The organism is Planktothricoides raciborskii GIHE-MW2, assembly GCF_040564635.1.
In the GTDB taxonomy this organism is placed as follows: Bacteria; Cyanobacteriota; Cyanobacteriia; order Cyanobacteriales; family Laspinemataceae; genus Planktothricoides; species Planktothricoides raciborskii.
The window spans coordinates 6,542,353-6,557,245 of sequence record NZ_CP159837.1 but is presented as its reverse complement, the minus strand read 5'-3'; the positions used below and the strand labels follow the sequence as shown (position 1 = coordinate 6,557,245).

The following is a 14,893-nucleotide window of genomic DNA, read 5'->3' as shown; positions in this document are numbered from 1 at the left end:
TTCTGACCTCTGAAAATATGGTTTCCATGTGAACTAACCACAGAGGCACAGAGAACACAAAAAATCTAAAGATAATCTACCATAATTTCTGCTTTTTTATAATATAAAACTTAATTTATGCTGGATAAAAACATGGCAAAAATTGAGGTATTTAGAGTTAAAAATTATCAGGTTTTAAGAAATATAACAATTGGTAGATTATGGAATACAGGAAACCTAGAACCAATTACCCCATTAACCGCAGTTATTGGTAAGAATGGGGTAGGAAAAAGCACTCTTTTTGATGCGTTTGGTTTTCTCGCCGATTGTTTAAAGCTTGGGGTGGAGGAGGCTTGCGATGCTAAAGGGCGTGGGGGATTTGGGAAATTACGCTCTCAAGGAATTAATGAGCCAATTGAATTTGAAATTTACTATAAACAAGATCGGAATGCTCGCCCAATTACCTATGAACTGTCGATTGATATTGATAGCTTCGATCGCCCTTATGTGAAAAAAGAACGACTGCGGCAGAGGCGCAAAGGTCAGCGTTATGGTTGGCCGTTTTCGTTTTTGGTACTGAATGAGGGGACAGGTGTTGTCTGGAAAGGGGAAGAAAATGGACAACAGATCGAGGAAGGCGATCGCAATTTTGATTTATTCCAATTAATCAAAGACATAGAAATGTCCGACGATCGAGAAGAAAGTAAAAAAACTGAATTCGTTGAACTTGACGATAAGCGTAAGTTGGGAATTGCCACCCTGGGGTCTTTGAAACAACACCCCAGAATTTCTGCATTTCGTCAGTTTATTGAAGGATGGTATCTGAGTTATTTTACTCCTGATGCGGCGCGAAGCTTGCCATTAGCAGGGCCGCAAAGACACCTGAATATACACGGAGATAACTTAGGGAATGTAGTTCAATTTATGGAAAGGGAGCATCCCAAACGATTTAAAGCGATTCTAGAACAAATATCAAATAAAATTCCCGGTATAGAAAGAATCAGTACAGAAAAAACTCCCGATGGCCGACTATTACTCCAGTTTAATGACCGAGGATTCACCGATCCATTTTATTCGCAAAAAATGTCCGATGGCACATTGAAAGTATTTGCATACCTTCTGCTTCTGGAAGACCCCAGCCCGTCTCCATTTATCTGTATCGAAGAACCGGAAAATGGCTTGTATCATAATTTACTAGAAACTTTAGTCGCTGAATTCCGCGCCCATGCCACGGGTCGTAAAAGTGATTCACAGATATTTCTAACGACTCATCAACCTTATTTAGTAGATGCTTTGGAACCATCAGAAGTCTGGGTTCTAGAAAAAGGGGATGATGGCTTTGCCAAAATTAAAAGATCCAGTGAAGATCCCATAATTAATAATATGGTGAGTGAAGGCTTACCCCTGGGAAGTCTTTGGTATAGTGATTATTTAGATGTCAGGTAATCAGATGCACTTGGAAATTTGAGGATCAGTCTGGTAAAAAGGCATTAGATATTTTAGTTCCTAATATAATCGGCCCTAACCATACATTTGTGGTTCGGGCTTACAGAGGAATCGGACGTTTACCAAAAAACTTAAAAGGAACGAGCGATCCCAGCAAGCGCATATTGCTCGATCAACTCCCTAAGTTATTAAGAGGATATGGTAAAATGCCGCATACGGTAAAAATTACCAAGCTGCGGTGATTGTTATCTGCGATTTGGATGACCAATGTTTAAAAAGGTTTAAGCATGAATTACTCAAACTCTTAAATGAATGCGATCCTCAACCATTGACTCGCTTTTGTCTGGCTATTGAGGAAGGAGAAGCATGGTTTCTGGGTGATTTAGATGCGATCGCGAAAGCTTACCCAGATGTTAAGTCAGATATTTTGAATTCATACATTAATGACTCTGTATGTGGCACATGGGAAATATTAGCAGATGCGATTTATCCAGGAGGATCAAAAAAACTCTTAGAGCGTGGGTGGCAAGAGGTTGGTAAACAAAAGTCACTGTGGGCAGATAATATTGCTCCTCACATGAATGTCTCTGAAAATAAGTCTCCTAGTTTTCGTTATTTTTATAGCCAAATTATTGATTTATTAAATGATGCAATATAGATCATCATAAAAATCATAAATTTTATGATTAACAATAATTACCAAAATCAGATAAACTTAAACGATAATTAAAGAGAAATTTATGCTTTTTTCTTCGCTCATTGGCCAACCCCAAGCAATAGCATTACTGACTCAGGCGGTCACGAAAAATCGCATTGCCCCAGCTTATTTATTTGCCGGACCTGATGGGGTGGGACGGGCTTTGGCGGCCATATGTTTTGCCAATGTAATCTTGGAAGTCACCGCTACTAAGTCACAAAAACATCGGGATTTGAAAAATCACCCAGATTTTCTCTGGGTGGAACCTACTTATATGCATCAAGGGCAAAGATTGACTAGCGCGGAAGCAACGGAAACCGGACTAAAACGCAAGGCGCCGCCACAAATTCGCTTAGAACAAATTAGAGAAATTAGTCAATTTTTAGGCCGTCCGCCGTTGGCAGCGAGTCAAGCGGTGGTGGTAATTGAACAAGCGGAAACAATGGGGGAAGCACCCGCGAATGCGTTGCTTAAAACTCTGGAAGAACCGGGAAGGGCGACGTTAATTTTAATTGCTCCGTCGGTGGAGTCGCTGTTGCCTACTTTGGTGTCCCGGTGTCAGCGGATTCCCTTTTATCGCTTGGAAGAAGAGGCAATGGTGCAAGTGTTGCAGCGAGTGGGCAAGGGTGAGGTAGCTGAGGATAAAGCAGTGATAGCAATGGCTCAGGGTTCTCCCGGTCGAGCGATCGCCTGTTGGGAACAATTGCAAGAAATTCCCGAAGACTTGTTAAGGGCGATCGCTCAAAAGCCCTCGACGGTCAAACAAGCCTTAGAACTTGCCAAACAAATCAATAAAACTCTGGATACCCCCGCCCAATTGTGGTTAATTGATTACTTACAACAGTTATATTGGCAGCAACAACATCACGATCCTTTTCGCGATACTTTTCCCATTCAAAAATTAGAAAATGCCCGCAGCTATTTACTGAATTATGTGCAACCCCGTCTGGTTTGGGAAGTCACCTTAATGGAAATTAGCGCCGGGGTCAACAATTCCCCGACGCCGAGCGTGCTAATAGGTAAAATTTGAGTAAAATTTGAGGAAAATTTGAGTAAAATTTGAGGAAAATTTGAGTGATTCTATGCTTGTCAGGATTAAGGCCATCGCGATCGGCCTTAATCCGCAAGTAGATAAGTAAAATGGGCAGTGCAGGAGTTGAACCCGCCTAAGGCGAATTATGAGTTCGCTGCCTCAACCGCTCGGCCAACCGCCCAAAGATTCCCCGATCCGAGGATTTACGGAGATTTTTGTGATACAGATTACGTCAAAGATACTTTGATTGTATCCTAAATTGGTAGGATATGTCTAGCGATCGCCGAATTAATTTTATCGGCTCCTGACGGAATCTGTCCCAGCCTTGGTGTAATAAAGTAAAAAGGTGAGATATGCTGTAGCCTGGATTCGCTGACGAGAAAGCGGGATTGGCATCTTGGCCGCCACTGTCTAAATCCGTGGTCAAAAGCAGATCAGCCATTTTCCACCATATTAATTGAGACGTTGTACTATCACCGATGAGAATTAATCCGACTGTTATTTTGACCTTATTGCTTTTAGGGATGATGTTTGCGGCTGGTGCCACCAGTGCCCAGTTGGGCTTAAAACTGGGGACTGATGCCCTCAAAGAAATTACCCAGCCGGAAATCAGTCCTACCAGAAACCGCAAAGAACAAGAAGAAGGGTTAGGCAAAGGAAACGCCATCTCTTTTTTGAGTGAGGACAAAATTCTTCAGCGAGTCAAGGCGATCGAAGAAGGCAAAGTTCCCGCCGAAAAATCCCCAGAAAACAAAGCCGAAGCGAAAAAACCGGACAAAGCTGCTGCTGAACCTGAGAAAGCACCGGAACCGAAAAAAGCAGAGGGTAACTTTCCTCTGACCAGCAAAAGTCAGGATGTGACTTTGAATATCAACTCGGTGCAAAAAGATGGATCTTGGCTGATCATGGATGTCAGCTTAAAAAATGATAGCGATCGCTCCGTGCAGTTTTTGTATAGTTTTCTGAATATCACTGACGAGCAAGGTCGGGCATTGAGTGCCACCACCGAGGGTTTACCCGGTGAGTTGCCTGCGGATCAAAAAAATTATTCGGGCAAGATTAAAATTTCTACGGCTTTACTAGATAATGCCAAACAGCTTTCTTTGACTCTGACGGATTACCCAGATCAACAGTTGCAATTGCAACTTGCCAATATTCCAGTGGTGAGATAATCCAGGTTTAATTCAATCGTTGAGGTTCTCTAATCAGGTTGGGCAATGTTTAATCTCCAGGAAAATCTGCTAAATATTGAAGGCATGAAGCAATCACCATGAATTTGATGCTGGAGCCTTCAATATTTTTACTAAGATTAGCAATGGCTGCGGAAACAGCTTGGCCGTCGGATATTGTTCTGCGTTTATTATCCGTGTTGGCGCTGATTGCGATTAATGGCTTTTTTGTCACCGCTGAATTTGCTATGGTGTCGGTGCGGCGATCGCGGATTAATCAGTTGGTGGATTCTGGGAATATTCCAGCGAAAACCGTGCAAAACTTACAACGAAATATTGAGCGACTGCTCTCCACCACCCAGTTGGGCATTACTCTTTCCAGTTTAGCCCTGGGTTGGATTAGCGAAAATACTATGGCGATTGTGGTCGCTAGAGCGATCGCCCACTTGCCGATCCCTGACCCACTCAACCAAACTCTAGCCCATTCTTTAGCCATTCCTCTGGCATTTTTGCTGGTGGCTTACCTGCAAATTGTGCTGGGGGAACTATGTCCGAAATCTTTGGCCATGTTGTACTCAGAACAACTGGCTTTATTATTAGGCCCACTAAGTTTAGCGATCGCCCGTTTTTTTAATCCCTTCATTTGGATTCTCAATCAATCCACCCGCTGGTTATTACGTCTGGGAGGAATTCGTTACACCCCAGGCAGTTGGTACAATCGGGTCACCCCCGAAGAACTGCAAATGATTATTGCCACGGAAAGAGAATCCACAGGATTAGAAGCGGAAGAACGAGAATTACTCAGTAATGTCTTTGAATTTGGGGATGTCTTAGTCGGTGAAGTCATGGTTACCCGTACCCAAATTCGCGCCCTTTCTTATGAGGGCAATTTTAAAACTTTACTCAATGAAGTGGTCAGCAGCGGTCACTCCCGTTATCCGGTCATGGGAGAATCTTTAGATGATATTCGGGGGATTATTGATTTCAAAAAATTAGCCGAACCGTTGTCAAAGGGGATGCTGGGTTTAGAAAGTCCGCTCGCTGAATGGGTGCGACCAGCCCGGTTTGTCCAAGAATATATGCCATTAAGTGAATTATTACCCTTAATGCAGCGATCGCAGCAAGCAATGGTGATGGTGGTTGATGAATTTGGGGGGACGGCTGGATTAGTCACCATTAATGATTTAGTGGCAGAAATTATCGGCGATCGCCATGAATTAGAAAGACCAGAAACGGCGATCGTGCAAATGATCGACGATCAAACCTTCCTAGTTCAAGCCCAAATTGACATTGAAGAACTCAACGAACTTCTCAATCTCAATTTTCCCATCAATGATGAATACCAAACCTTTGGCGGTTTTATCATTTATCAACTCCAAAAAATTCCCAACCAGGGAGAAACCTTCATCTATGATGGCCTAGAAATTACCGTCATCGCTACGGACGGCCCCCGTTTAAACCAAATTCAAATCTACCGTCCTGAAAACACTCAATTGCCTCAAGACCAAGAATTCGTTGAACATTTAGCGGAGATTTGCGACCCCGATACTTTTGCCTCAGAAGCGGCAGCAGAATTGTCACAAAAGCTATCCACCGATGATGTAACTATAGATGAATTTAGCCTAACTTTAGACAGTGAAAACCGGGAAAATACTGAAAACCGGGAAAATACTGAAAGCCGGTAAAATATTGAATTAAAATCGCGAAAGCATTTTCATTCCTGGAATTATCCCTCATCTAATTCATATAACTCATAAATTCAAAGGGAGATATCATACCATTAAAAATTATGCAATTAACAATCAAAACAAAAAACACATTATATTATGTCATCAATTAAATAAAAACCGATAATTATTCAGATTTTTTCTGAGGTTTTGGTAAACGCTTAATATAATTCCTAATTACTTCCGACATGGAAACTTGACGGTTTTGGGCGACTGCCTTTAAACGTTCTAGTTCCTGAGTGTTCAGCCGAATTCGCAGCATATAATCTCTAGGCATATCCTTTTAATTCTCCTTACATTCTTAGAGTACCTATTTCTCGCAAATTATGACAAGCGGCCATAATTCAAAAAGAAACACCCTAGAGAATGTGATTCACTTCATCAACCGACATCAAGACGTAGCAGCACAAAGCTGGGGAAGCATTTGAAATGGAAACTATTTGCACAATATTTGCAAAATGCCTCAACCATAAAGAATAGTTTATAGTAAATTCCGGTTCCCCAGCTTTTTTGCTTAAATCAATCTGGTTTTAATGTTGTCTTTATTTTGCGATCGCCGATAAAATAATTAAGACCCTTCAAATTTATGAGCATAATCCTGATTTAGCAAGTTTTTTCGCGGGCTTGAACATTTTCCCCGAATTCTCATTTATAACTATTATTGGTTATTCGTTATTGGTTATTAGTTATCGCTTATTAGTTATCGCTTAATGCTGATTGGTGATTTGAAGAAATAGCGTTCAAATAACCAATAACGAATAACCAATAACCAATTAATCTGTATTCAGAATTACAAAACTTTTAATGTTTAGCAATTGCTCTAATGAAAATCCTGGTAGTAGAAGATGATAAGCTCCTCAGTCAAGCACTAGCCGAAGCGCTGAGGGATCAGCACTATATTGTTGACGTGATTTCCGATCCGGAACAGAGTTGGAAATATCTCAACACGGGCAAATATGACTTAATTTTACTCGATATTCTATTACCTAAACTTGATGGAATCACTCTCTGTCGCCGACTACGGGCTGATGGTTACTCCATGCCGATCCTGATCCTCACAGCCCTGAGTGGTAGTACCGATAAAGTGCGTGGATTGGATGCAGGCGCCGATGATTATTTAGTCAAACCCATTGATTTTCAAGAGTTATTCGCCAGAGTGCGGGCGGCATTACGTCGAGAGGTGGCTACAGCCTCACACAAATTGTATTGGGATGGACTAGAACTCGATCCGATCACTTATGACGTGACCTATCAGAAGCAGCCTTTGCACCTCACCCCGAAAGAGTATTCTGTCCTAGAGTTGTTGATGCGTAACGGTCGCCGAGTCCTTAGTCGTAGCATTATTATTGAACATCTTTGGAATAGCGACGATCCACCCGGAGAAGAAACGGTCAAAGCTCACATCAAGCGGTTAAGAAAAAAACTGCACGCGGTTGGTGCGCCGAAAAATTTGATTGAGACCGTTCACAGCTTGGGTTATCGCCTCAAACAATTTTCTTAAGATTTTCTTAAGATTTTTTTTAGATTCTCGATCGCTGATTGTCCCGATTTTTTCCCGATTTTTTACCCAAAATCTTCTGATTTTGGGAGTACGGTGACAATAGGTGAACAAAAAACCAGTGATTTGGCAGTCAGTTTAGGGATTTATCCTATTTGATGCGGCCAAAATCATCGTTTTTTGTTGAAATTCAGGATTTACGGATCGCCGATCTGGTAGCGGTGATTCGGTTTATCACCCCGACTTAAAAGGGTTAAAGATCCAAGTTTGTCTCAGGTCTTACATCCTGTTTAGTATCAAGATTTGAGCAAAATTTGCTCAAAATTTGCTCAAAAAGTGATGCTGATTACCAGAAACCGGGGAGATTTGAATCGTCTATTTTGATTGTCATCGTCAGTTTAACCTTGAATTATGTATCAAATTACCGAAAAATGCCTGGATAAAATCAGCTATCAAATCGTTATTGAAGAGGTTGAAAATGCTTTAGCATCCTATCCAGAGTGTTGTAAATCTAATCAAAATTTACGTGATTTTAGACAAGAAGTCATCACCGATGTGACTGAAAAAATCTTGTCAAATCGATTGTTGCAAAAACGTGAAAAATCCTCGTTTCAAAGATTGCCTTATAGATCGCTAGAATTGCGCTTACTGATTGAGGACTATGCACACGCAGCCATTAAATTCAGATTGCAAGGACACCAATTCAATAAATTGAGTGATTGACTGAATTGCAATCTGACCCGCGATCGCTCTATGACTTTAATATCATCTGTTAGACCATATGCCAAGTTTTCACGTTTTTCAAATACGCAAAACCCTCTTTTTATTATACTTTTTAGGTAATTTTACGAGGGTAATAAATTCATTAATAGAGGCTAATTAACAAGGGGATAGTCATTGTATGAATATGCAAAATGCCTATAATCAAAAAATTCTTTGCTACTATTTTAATCCTAGTAGTGAACTACAAATTATCACAGTGAAAAACCTAGCGAAAAAACACTATGAAAGAGTAGTTTTTCCTAAGCAAAGATTGTTTTTTGAGGCTTTTCCCAATTCTTTTTTAGAAGTTCATCGCCAAACATTTACCGGCACCGATTTAGTAGACAAGATTAGTTGTCAAACTTTGCAGGTTTTAAACGAAGACAATGTTAAGGGAATCGATAATCTAAGCACGGTGCAATGAGCGTTTAACCGAAAACAAGAGCAAAAACGCTGATTCGCTTGCTGTATTCGTCAGGAAAATTTGATGCGATCGCCTTGTAATCCCTTTATATCTGCTTCAATAGTGAAGATGTAACCCATAGTGGGTTACTTTTTTTAGATAGATGAGGGAGTGTTTCCAGTAGGAGACTACTAGATCGATGAATTTAACCTTAAATTTAATTTCCTTTCTGGGAATTTTTGCGCTTTGCTTCGTGGCATGGCTGGGAAGCGAAGATCGCAAAGCATTACCAATCAAAGTGATTGTTTGGGGTATTGCTCTGCAATTGGTGCTGGGGTTGTTGGTGTTTCAAGTCCCCATCACCCGCAATCTAATCGCCAATTTGGGCGATTTGTTTAATGCCTTAATTGACGCGGCTGATACCGGGGCTCGGTTTCTGTTTGGGGACTTGATTGTGCCCAAGATGGAATCCGTGGGGCCTGGAGCCGCCGGACGCTGGATTACTAGGGCATTACAAAATCCTTATGTGGCAGTTCCGGGCGATCGCCTAGGCAACAACTTTCTGGACTTTGGTTATATTTTCGCGTTTCGGGCATTGCCCCAGGTGATTTTCTTCTCGGCGATCGTCAGTTTGTTATACCGTTTGGGCATCATTCAACCGATCGTCAAGTTATTTGCCACGATCTTTCGTGCCACCCTGGGAATTAGTGGAGCAGAATCGTTATCCGGGGCAGCGAATATCTTCGTGGGGATTGAATCGATGATCGCCGTCAAGCCATTTTTGGTCGATATGACTCGGAGTGAACTCTGTGCCATTTTAACCAGTTGTTTTGGCTCGATCGCCTCCACGGTGTTGGGACTTTATGCGAGTTATTTGCGCGGCACCTTTCCCAACATCACCGCCCACATGATGTCCGCGTCAATCTTAACCATTCCCGCTTGCTTTGTCATCGCCAAAATCCTGGTGCCGGAAAAAGGAGAACCCAAAACATTGGGCACCATTCCCGAAGAACCAGAGGATGAAACTAAAGAGAAACCCAGCCCAATGGACAGCTTAATTTTAGGCGCCCTCGATGGAGTGAACATGGCCACCGGGATTGCTGCGGTGTTAATTGCGATTATTGGGTTGGTGGCACTGCTGAATAATATGTTTGGTAGTTTAGCGGGTCTTTCCCAAAGTTCTTTTGGTCCTTGGCAAACGATCGGCAACTTATTCTCTTTGGTGACTCTGAACAATATTTTCGGGGTGTTATTTTTCCCCTTAACTTTGTTAACTGGGGTTTCCTTAAATCCCCCAGAAATTTGGCAAGCTTCGGTGTTAATTGGCCAACGGGTGCTGCAAACTTCAATTCCGCCTTATATTGAACTCGCCCGACTGAATTCACAACAACTCATTAGCGATCGCGCCATGTTGATTGTCAGCTATGTGCTTTGTGGCTTTGCCCACATTCCTTCCTATGGGATTTTCGTCGGCGGTTTGGCCAGTCTAGTCCCCTCTCGGCGCAATGAAATCAGTTCTCTGGGTTGGATATCCTTATGGGCTGCCACATTAGCCACCTTAATGACCGGATGTATTGCGGGGGTTTTCTTCTTCGGCGATAGTGCATCGATTTTGGGCAGATAAAATATCGGAGTGGAGAATATGAAACGAAAACAATTGTGGTTTATCGGTTTAGCTTGGATCACTTCCATGCTGCTGATTTTTAGCACCGTAGAGCCCTCTACCTCAGCAGTTCAAAATTTTTTTAGGGCAGCAGCACCTGCGTCCCCCGGAGTTTCCGTAGCCCCAGCTACCACTTCCAACCCGCCTGCGGCAACCCTCTCAGCCCCGACCCTGCCACTGAGTGAGGCACCGTACAAAGATCCCCAGGGTCGATTTGAAGTGGGAATTCTGGAAAACTACAAAGTTAGCGCGATTCCGCAAAGCGGATCGCCTTCGCGAATCGCCGATGCACCATTAATCGAATCACCGGATGGAAATCTGGCTTATACCGTAGTTGTGCAAGCCAAAATTACCACCGAATCATTCACCAATGAAGCATTGGCACAAATGGCCAGCAATCAGTTTCAACGGGGAGAAGGATTTCAACCAAATCAGTTAAAAATATTATCCCCCGGAGAAATTTTAATTCCCTGGACAGGTAGCCTCACCATTGGCAAAAATAAACAGCCGATAACAGGTGAAATCTTGGTGCGACAGAATCAAGATCAAATTATCATGTTACTGGTGTCAGCCACCGAAGATGCCAAGGACAATATTCCTAGTGCGATCGGCACATTATCGGATTCTCTTAAATCACTTTAAAATAGGGAACCCACTTCAGGACTTACGCCAAAATTATAAAACGGCGATTCGTGAATTGCTCCGACAAGGGCTGGTAAAAACCCCATTAGAAAGCGTAAGTCCTGATTAGATTACCTAAAAGTGGATAAAACTTGTCTCAGTTTATCCAAATTTTCTAAATCACCCACAATTTTTCTCATCGGCAATGGCCAAATTTTTACCAAAGTCGGAGTAGCAGTAATTTGATAAATTTCTGTTTGTTCTGGATGCCGGGAAATATCAATAACTTTTAAAGTGTAAGTCATCCCCAAAGAATCTTCTAAAATTTGATGCAAAATTTCCATAGTTCGCTGGGTAATCGCCGACCGACCGGATACAAATAAATGAAATACATATTCTTGGGTTGATTCTTGAAGGGACTCTTGATTTGCCGATACAATAATAGAAACTTTACCCGATTTATCCGCTGAGTTGTTAGAGGCAAAACTGAGAAAATTTTCCGGAGGGTCGCAGCGAAAAATAAACTGGTGAGTTTGCCAAAGAATCGGGAATTTTTGATGATACTTACCCAATACCATTGGATAAAATAAATCTTCAGGCCAATGAGAACAAGCCCAAACTAAATCACCCGTATCAAATAAAAGATTAAGTAATCCTTGATGACGAATTACCGGGGGATAAGCCTCCGCAAAAACTTTAACTTGCTGCGTGCGCGGATCGAGCCATCGATCAACGGTTGCTGTATAACCTGGAACCAAGAAATGTGGAGGTTCAGATAAGCCCAGATATTCTTGCAAAGCGGCACATAAATGCAGATGCCATCTACCTTGTTTATTAGCATCGATACAATAAATGACATCTCCTCCAGGAGTAAATAGGGCAATTCCTTTAAAGGATTTCGGAATTTCTGTAGTTTTTTTCGTAGTCAATGGATTCTCGATAAATCTGTGAAAAGTGTGTGAAAAGTAATAAAAAGTGAAATAGAAAAACTCAACCCTATCGAGAAAGTCTGGAAGTCTGACATTCCGCCAAAACTTCCAGGGACTTGCCAGCATCATGCACTTAGATCCGACCCCGCAACATTTGACCCATTTCGTTAGGAGTGGGAGACTGTTCTAAGGCAATTTCTTCAGTAATTTTACCGGCTTGATAAAGCTCATAAAGCGATCGGTTCATCGTCGTCATACCTTCAAAAGTATCTTTCAGCATTATTTGTTGAATTTCCTCATACTGTTCTTTGACGATGTATTCCTTAATCACGTCGGTATTAATTAAGATGTCGTGAAACGCAGCCCGTTTCCCATCCGCAGTTTTACAGAGTAGCTGGGCAATAATTGCCACCAGAGATTCGGAAATTGATTTTCTCAAGGGAGGTTTTTCTTCTGGGGGAAACATATCCAAAATCCGAGTCAAGGTTCCCACGGCACTGTTAGTGTGCAGGGTTCCCGCCACCAAGTGACCTGTAGAAGCCGCTTTGAGAGCAATTTGCATCGCTTCCGCGTCCCGAATTTCTCCCACCAGCATCATGTCCGGGTCTTGTCGCAGCGCCCCTTTCAGGGCGTTCATAAATTTCAGCGTATGTCGTCCGACTTCCCGGTGCTTAATCAGCGACTTTTTACTCTCATGGACGAATTCTACCGGGTCTTCAATGGTGATAATGTGATGGGCAAACTCCTTATTAATGTAGTCAATCATTGCCGCCATCGTGGTAGACTTGCCTGAACCCGTCGGTCCCGTCACCAAAATCAGCCCCTTGTGGTAGTGACAGACTTTTTTAAACACTGGCGGTAAGCTCAACTGCTCCATCGTCAATATTTTCGCCGCAATCAGTCGGAATACCACCGCAGGACCGGCTAAGGAGTCAAAGGCACTGATCCGGATCCGCACAAACCCAAAGTCAAACACCCCGTCAAAGTCCAAGTTTTGTTGGAATTGTTGAATTTCCTCTGGGGTCATGCATTCCCGCAACCAGGACATAAAGGTATTCAAATCGGTTACGGGATAACCAGCGTCAGTAATTTCACCGCGTTTACGAAACCGGGGAAGCTCGTTTACACCAAGGTGAACGTCAGAAATCCCTTCTTCATTGGCTCGCCAGATAATATCTCTCAAGGTTGGCTGTCCCGGACCAAGACCCGAACTTGCCGGAGTTGCCGGGGCTGCCGGTTGACTAGCTTGAGGCGGGCGGGCGGCTGCCGGGGCGGGGGCGGGGGGGGCGGGTACGCTGGGCGCCGGTGGTTTTGCAGGGGGCGCGGTGGGGGGAGGCCCAGCAGTGGGAGGAGATGGAGGCCGACCCGCCATCGGCGGCGGCGGTACGGGCGGGCGTCCGGCGGGGGGCGGGGGTGGTGCTGGGCGCTTTGATGTCATAACAGGCTCCTAAGTTGACGATACAGACATCGGATAGCAATATTTTCACCGATCTGTTTCCAGATGGATGAATTAATTAAAAAATTTAGGGTCATTGTCAGACGGTCAAGCCGTTGACTGTTTACACTAAATTTGATTTGGCTTTTTTGTGACGTTTCTCAGAATTTTAGACGATCTGTCAGAATTTTAACGGTTTCAATATTTACTGGTGAGTTTATTCATATGTCAAAATCCCCGATTAAGATTTGTATTACCCTGGGAACTCGCCCGGAAGCGATTAAACTGGCTCCCGTGATTAGCTTGTTTCAGCGATCGCCAGCTTTTACCACTCAGGTGGTCTTAACCGGGCAGCATCGGGAAATGGTGGATCAAGTGATGCAACTATTTGATTTAGCCGCTGACTCGGATCTGAAGATTATGCAGCCCAAACAAACCCTGACGGATATTACCTGTCGGAGTTTAAAAGGACTCGAAGAGTTGTTTACTCAGGAAAAACCCCAACTGGTTTTGGTGCAAGGGGATACAACCACTGCGTTTGCTGCGGCTTTGGCGGCATTTTATCAACAAATCCCCGTGGGTCATGTGGAAGCCGGGTTAAGAACGGATCATTTATTTAATCCCTATCCCGAAGAAGCCAACCGACGTTTAATTTCCCAGATCGCCCAGCTTAATTTTGCCCCCACCACCCAATCGGTGGTAAATCTCCAACGTTCTGGGATTGCTGGGGCGATTCACCAAACCGGCAATACGGTGATTGATGCGTTGCTGACCGTTGCCCAGGGACAACCTGATTGTCCCGTTGAGGGGTTGGACTGGCATAAATACCGGGTATTGTTAGCTACGGTTCATCGCCGGGAAAATTGGGGCGAACCCCTGCAAGGAATTGCCCAAGGATTTTGCCAAATTTTAGAGAAATTTCCCGATACTGCGTTGTTGTTGCCATTACATCGCAATCCCACGGTACGGGAACCTTTGCAAGGGATCTTAGGAGATCATCCTAGGGTTTTTTTAACCGAACCCCTGGATTATGGTCAGTTAGTTGGGGCGATGCAGCGCTGTTATTTGTTATTGAGTGATTCTGGTGGATTGCAAGAAGAAGCTCCCGCTTTGGGTAAGCCGGTGTTGGTGTTGCGAGAAACTACGGAACGGCCAGAAGCGGTTGAGGCGGGAACTTCCAAGCTGGTGGGGACTGAACCAGGGGGGATTCTAGCGGCTGCCAGTGAGCTACTCAGTGACACGGCGGCTTATGAGAAAATGGCCAAGGCCGTAAATCCGTTTGGGGATGGTCATGCAAGTGAGCGGATTTTGCAAATTGTTAGTGATTATTTCGGTTTAGACTCTTAGGGTGTAGGGTCTGGGACCGCCATCGGTGTAGGGGAGCGGAGGGGATGAGGGGCAGAGGAGCTTCAGGAGCAGAGGAGACCGCCGTCGGCAGAGGAGTTTCAGGAGCAGAGGGGCAGAGGAGATGAGGAGAAAAATATCCCCCCTGCACCCCTGCACCCCCGCTCCCCCGCTCCCCATGAATATA

Annotated in this window: 14 protein-coding genes and 1 tRNA gene; 11 read left to right on the top strand and 4 right to left on the bottom strand. The window is 43.6% G+C overall.

Annotation, left to right across the window (positions count from 1 at the left end):
• The first annotated feature begins 132 nt into the window (after positions 1-132).
• The 3 genes from ABWT76_RS27945 to ABWT76_RS27935 all read left to right on the top strand — a co-directional run bounded on the left by ABWT76_RS27945 (position 133) and on the right by ABWT76_RS27935 (position 3,152).
• The gene (locus tag ABWT76_RS27945; RefSeq protein ID WP_354635287.1) at positions 133-1,425 is read left to right on the top strand and encodes an AAA family ATPase; all 1,293 of its coding nucleotides are present in this window, start codon (positions 133-135) and stop codon (positions 1,423-1,425) included.
• Positions 1,426-1,663: 238 nt separating this feature from the next.
• The gene (locus tag ABWT76_RS27940; RefSeq protein ID WP_354635286.1) at positions 1,664-2,083 is read left to right on the top strand and encodes a hypothetical protein; all 420 of its coding nucleotides are present in this window, start codon (positions 1,664-1,666) and stop codon (positions 2,081-2,083) included.
• Positions 2,084-2,165: 82 nt separating this feature from the next.
• The gene (locus ABWT76_RS27935) at positions 2,166-3,152 is read left to right on the top strand and encodes a DNA polymerase III subunit delta' (protein WP_354635285.1); all 987 of its coding nucleotides are present in this window, start codon (positions 2,166-2,168) and stop codon (positions 3,150-3,152) included.
• A 111-nt stretch (positions 3,153-3,263) separates the two neighbouring features.
• Here the strand turns inward: ABWT76_RS27935 and ABWT76_RS27930 are convergent.
• Positions 3,264-3,336: transfer RNA gene (locus ABWT76_RS27930), tRNA-Ile, on the bottom strand.
• Between the two features lie 298 nt (positions 3,337-3,634).
• On the opposite strand from ABWT76_RS27930, the gene ABWT76_RS27925 reads away from it, so the two are divergent.
• Both ABWT76_RS27925 and ABWT76_RS27920 read left to right on the top strand, forming a co-directional pair.
• Positions 3,635-4,327 carry a hypothetical protein gene (locus tag ABWT76_RS27925; protein ID WP_054469279.1) on the top strand — a complete coding sequence of 231 codons (693 nt, stop codon included), beginning with the start codon at positions 3,635-3,637 and terminating at the stop codon, positions 4,325-4,327.
• A gap of 107 nt (positions 4,328-4,434) precedes the next feature.
• Positions 4,435-6,009 carry a hemolysin family protein gene (locus tag ABWT76_RS27920; RefSeq protein ID WP_369817798.1) on the top strand — a complete coding sequence of 525 codons (1,575 nt, stop codon included), beginning with the start codon at positions 4,435-4,437 and terminating at the stop codon, positions 6,007-6,009.
• Between the two features lie 169 nt (positions 6,010-6,178).
• Here the strand turns inward: ABWT76_RS27920 and ABWT76_RS27915 are convergent, their stop codons facing one another.
• Positions 6,179-6,328 carry a DNA-binding protein gene (locus tag ABWT76_RS27915; RefSeq protein ID WP_072160897.1) on the bottom strand — a complete coding sequence of 50 codons (150 nt, stop codon included), beginning with the start codon at positions 6,326-6,328 and terminating at the stop codon, positions 6,179-6,181.
• Between the two features lie 546 nt (positions 6,329-6,874).
• Between ABWT76_RS27915 and ABWT76_RS27910 the strand changes: the two genes are divergently transcribed.
• The 5 genes from ABWT76_RS27910 (at position 6,875) to ABWT76_RS27890 (ending at position 11,019) form a co-directional block, all read left to right on the top strand.
• Positions 6,875-7,552 (top strand): response regulator transcription factor, encoded by a 678-nt coding sequence (locus ABWT76_RS27910; protein ID WP_054469280.1) that lies wholly within the window; start codon positions 6,875-6,877, stop codon positions 7,550-7,552.
• A 408-nt stretch (positions 7,553-7,960) separates the two neighbouring features.
• Positions 7,961-8,272, top strand: a complete 312-nt coding sequence (locus ABWT76_RS27905) for a hypothetical protein (RefSeq protein WP_054469281.1) — start codon at positions 7,961-7,963, stop codon at positions 8,270-8,272.
• A gap of 178 nt (positions 8,273-8,450) precedes the next feature.
• Positions 8,451-8,735, top strand: coding sequence for a DUF1830 domain-containing protein (locus ABWT76_RS27900; protein ID WP_354635284.1), 285 nt, complete (start codon positions 8,451-8,453; stop codon positions 8,733-8,735).
• 178 nt (positions 8,736-8,913) lie between these two features.
• Positions 8,914-10,338, top strand: coding sequence for a nucleoside transporter C-terminal domain-containing protein (locus ABWT76_RS27895; RefSeq protein ID WP_354635283.1), 1,425 nt, complete (start codon positions 8,914-8,916; stop codon positions 10,336-10,338).
• 18 nt (positions 10,339-10,356) lie between these two features.
• Positions 10,357-11,019, top strand: coding sequence for a hypothetical protein (locus ABWT76_RS27890; protein ID WP_054469284.1), 663 nt, complete (start codon positions 10,357-10,359; stop codon positions 11,017-11,019).
• A 110-nt stretch (positions 11,020-11,129) separates the two neighbouring features.
• Here ABWT76_RS27890 and ABWT76_RS27885 read toward each other — a convergent pair whose 3' ends face one another.
• Together ABWT76_RS27885 and ABWT76_RS27880 are read right to left on the bottom strand one after the other, a co-directional pair.
• Positions 11,130-11,927 carry a circadian clock KaiB family protein gene (locus ABWT76_RS27885; protein WP_231636918.1) on the bottom strand — a complete coding sequence of 266 codons (798 nt, stop codon included), beginning with the start codon at positions 11,925-11,927 and terminating at the stop codon, positions 11,130-11,132.
• Positions 11,928-12,060: 133 nt separating this feature from the next.
• Positions 12,061-13,365, bottom strand: a complete 1,305-nt coding sequence (locus ABWT76_RS27880) for a type IV pilus twitching motility protein PilT (protein ID WP_054469285.1) — start codon at positions 13,363-13,365, stop codon at positions 12,061-12,063.
• A gap of 222 nt (positions 13,366-13,587) precedes the next feature.
• On the opposite strand from ABWT76_RS27880, the gene wecB reads away from it, so the two are divergent.
• Positions 13,588-14,709, top strand: a complete 1,122-nt coding sequence (gene wecB, locus ABWT76_RS27875; RefSeq protein ID WP_054469286.1) for a non-hydrolyzing UDP-N-acetylglucosamine 2-epimerase — start codon at positions 13,588-13,590, stop codon at positions 14,707-14,709.
• The last annotated feature ends 184 nt before the right edge of the window (positions 14,710-14,893 follow it).

Coding starts and splice junctions, on each gene's coding strand:
- ABWT76_RS27945 (WP_354635287.1), top strand. CDS start 133: ATGGCAAAAATTGAGGTATTTAGAGTTAAAAATTATCAGGTTTTAAGA.
- ABWT76_RS27935 (WP_354635285.1), top strand. CDS start 2,166: ATGCTTTTTTCTTCGCTCATTGGCCAACCCCAAGCAATAGCATTACTG.
- ABWT76_RS27925 (WP_054469279.1), top strand. CDS start 3,635: ATGAGAATTAATCCGACTGTTATTTTGACCTTATTGCTTTTAGGGATG.
- ABWT76_RS27920 (WP_369817798.1), top strand. CDS start 4,435: ATGCTGGAGCCTTCAATATTTTTACTAAGATTAGCAATGGCTGCGGAA.
- ABWT76_RS27915 (WP_072160897.1), bottom strand. CDS start 6,328: ATGCCTAGAGATTATATGCTGCGAATTCGGCTGAACACTCAGGAACTA.
- ABWT76_RS27910 (WP_054469280.1), top strand. CDS start 6,875: ATGAAAATCCTGGTAGTAGAAGATGATAAGCTCCTCAGTCAAGCACTA.
- ABWT76_RS27905 (WP_054469281.1), top strand. CDS start 7,961: ATGTATCAAATTACCGAAAAATGCCTGGATAAAATCAGCTATCAAATC.
- ABWT76_RS27900 (WP_354635284.1), top strand. CDS start 8,451: ATGAATATGCAAAATGCCTATAATCAAAAAATTCTTTGCTACTATTTT.
- ABWT76_RS27895 (WP_354635283.1), top strand. CDS start 8,914: ATGAATTTAACCTTAAATTTAATTTCCTTTCTGGGAATTTTTGCGCTT.
- ABWT76_RS27890 (WP_054469284.1), top strand. CDS start 10,357: ATGAAACGAAAACAATTGTGGTTTATCGGTTTAGCTTGGATCACTTCC.
- ABWT76_RS27880 (WP_054469285.1), bottom strand. CDS start 13,365: ATGACATCAAAGCGCCCAGCACCACCCCCGCCCCCCGCCGGACGCCCG.
- wecB (WP_054469286.1), top strand. CDS start 13,588: ATGTCAAAATCCCCGATTAAGATTTGTATTACCCTGGGAACTCGCCCG.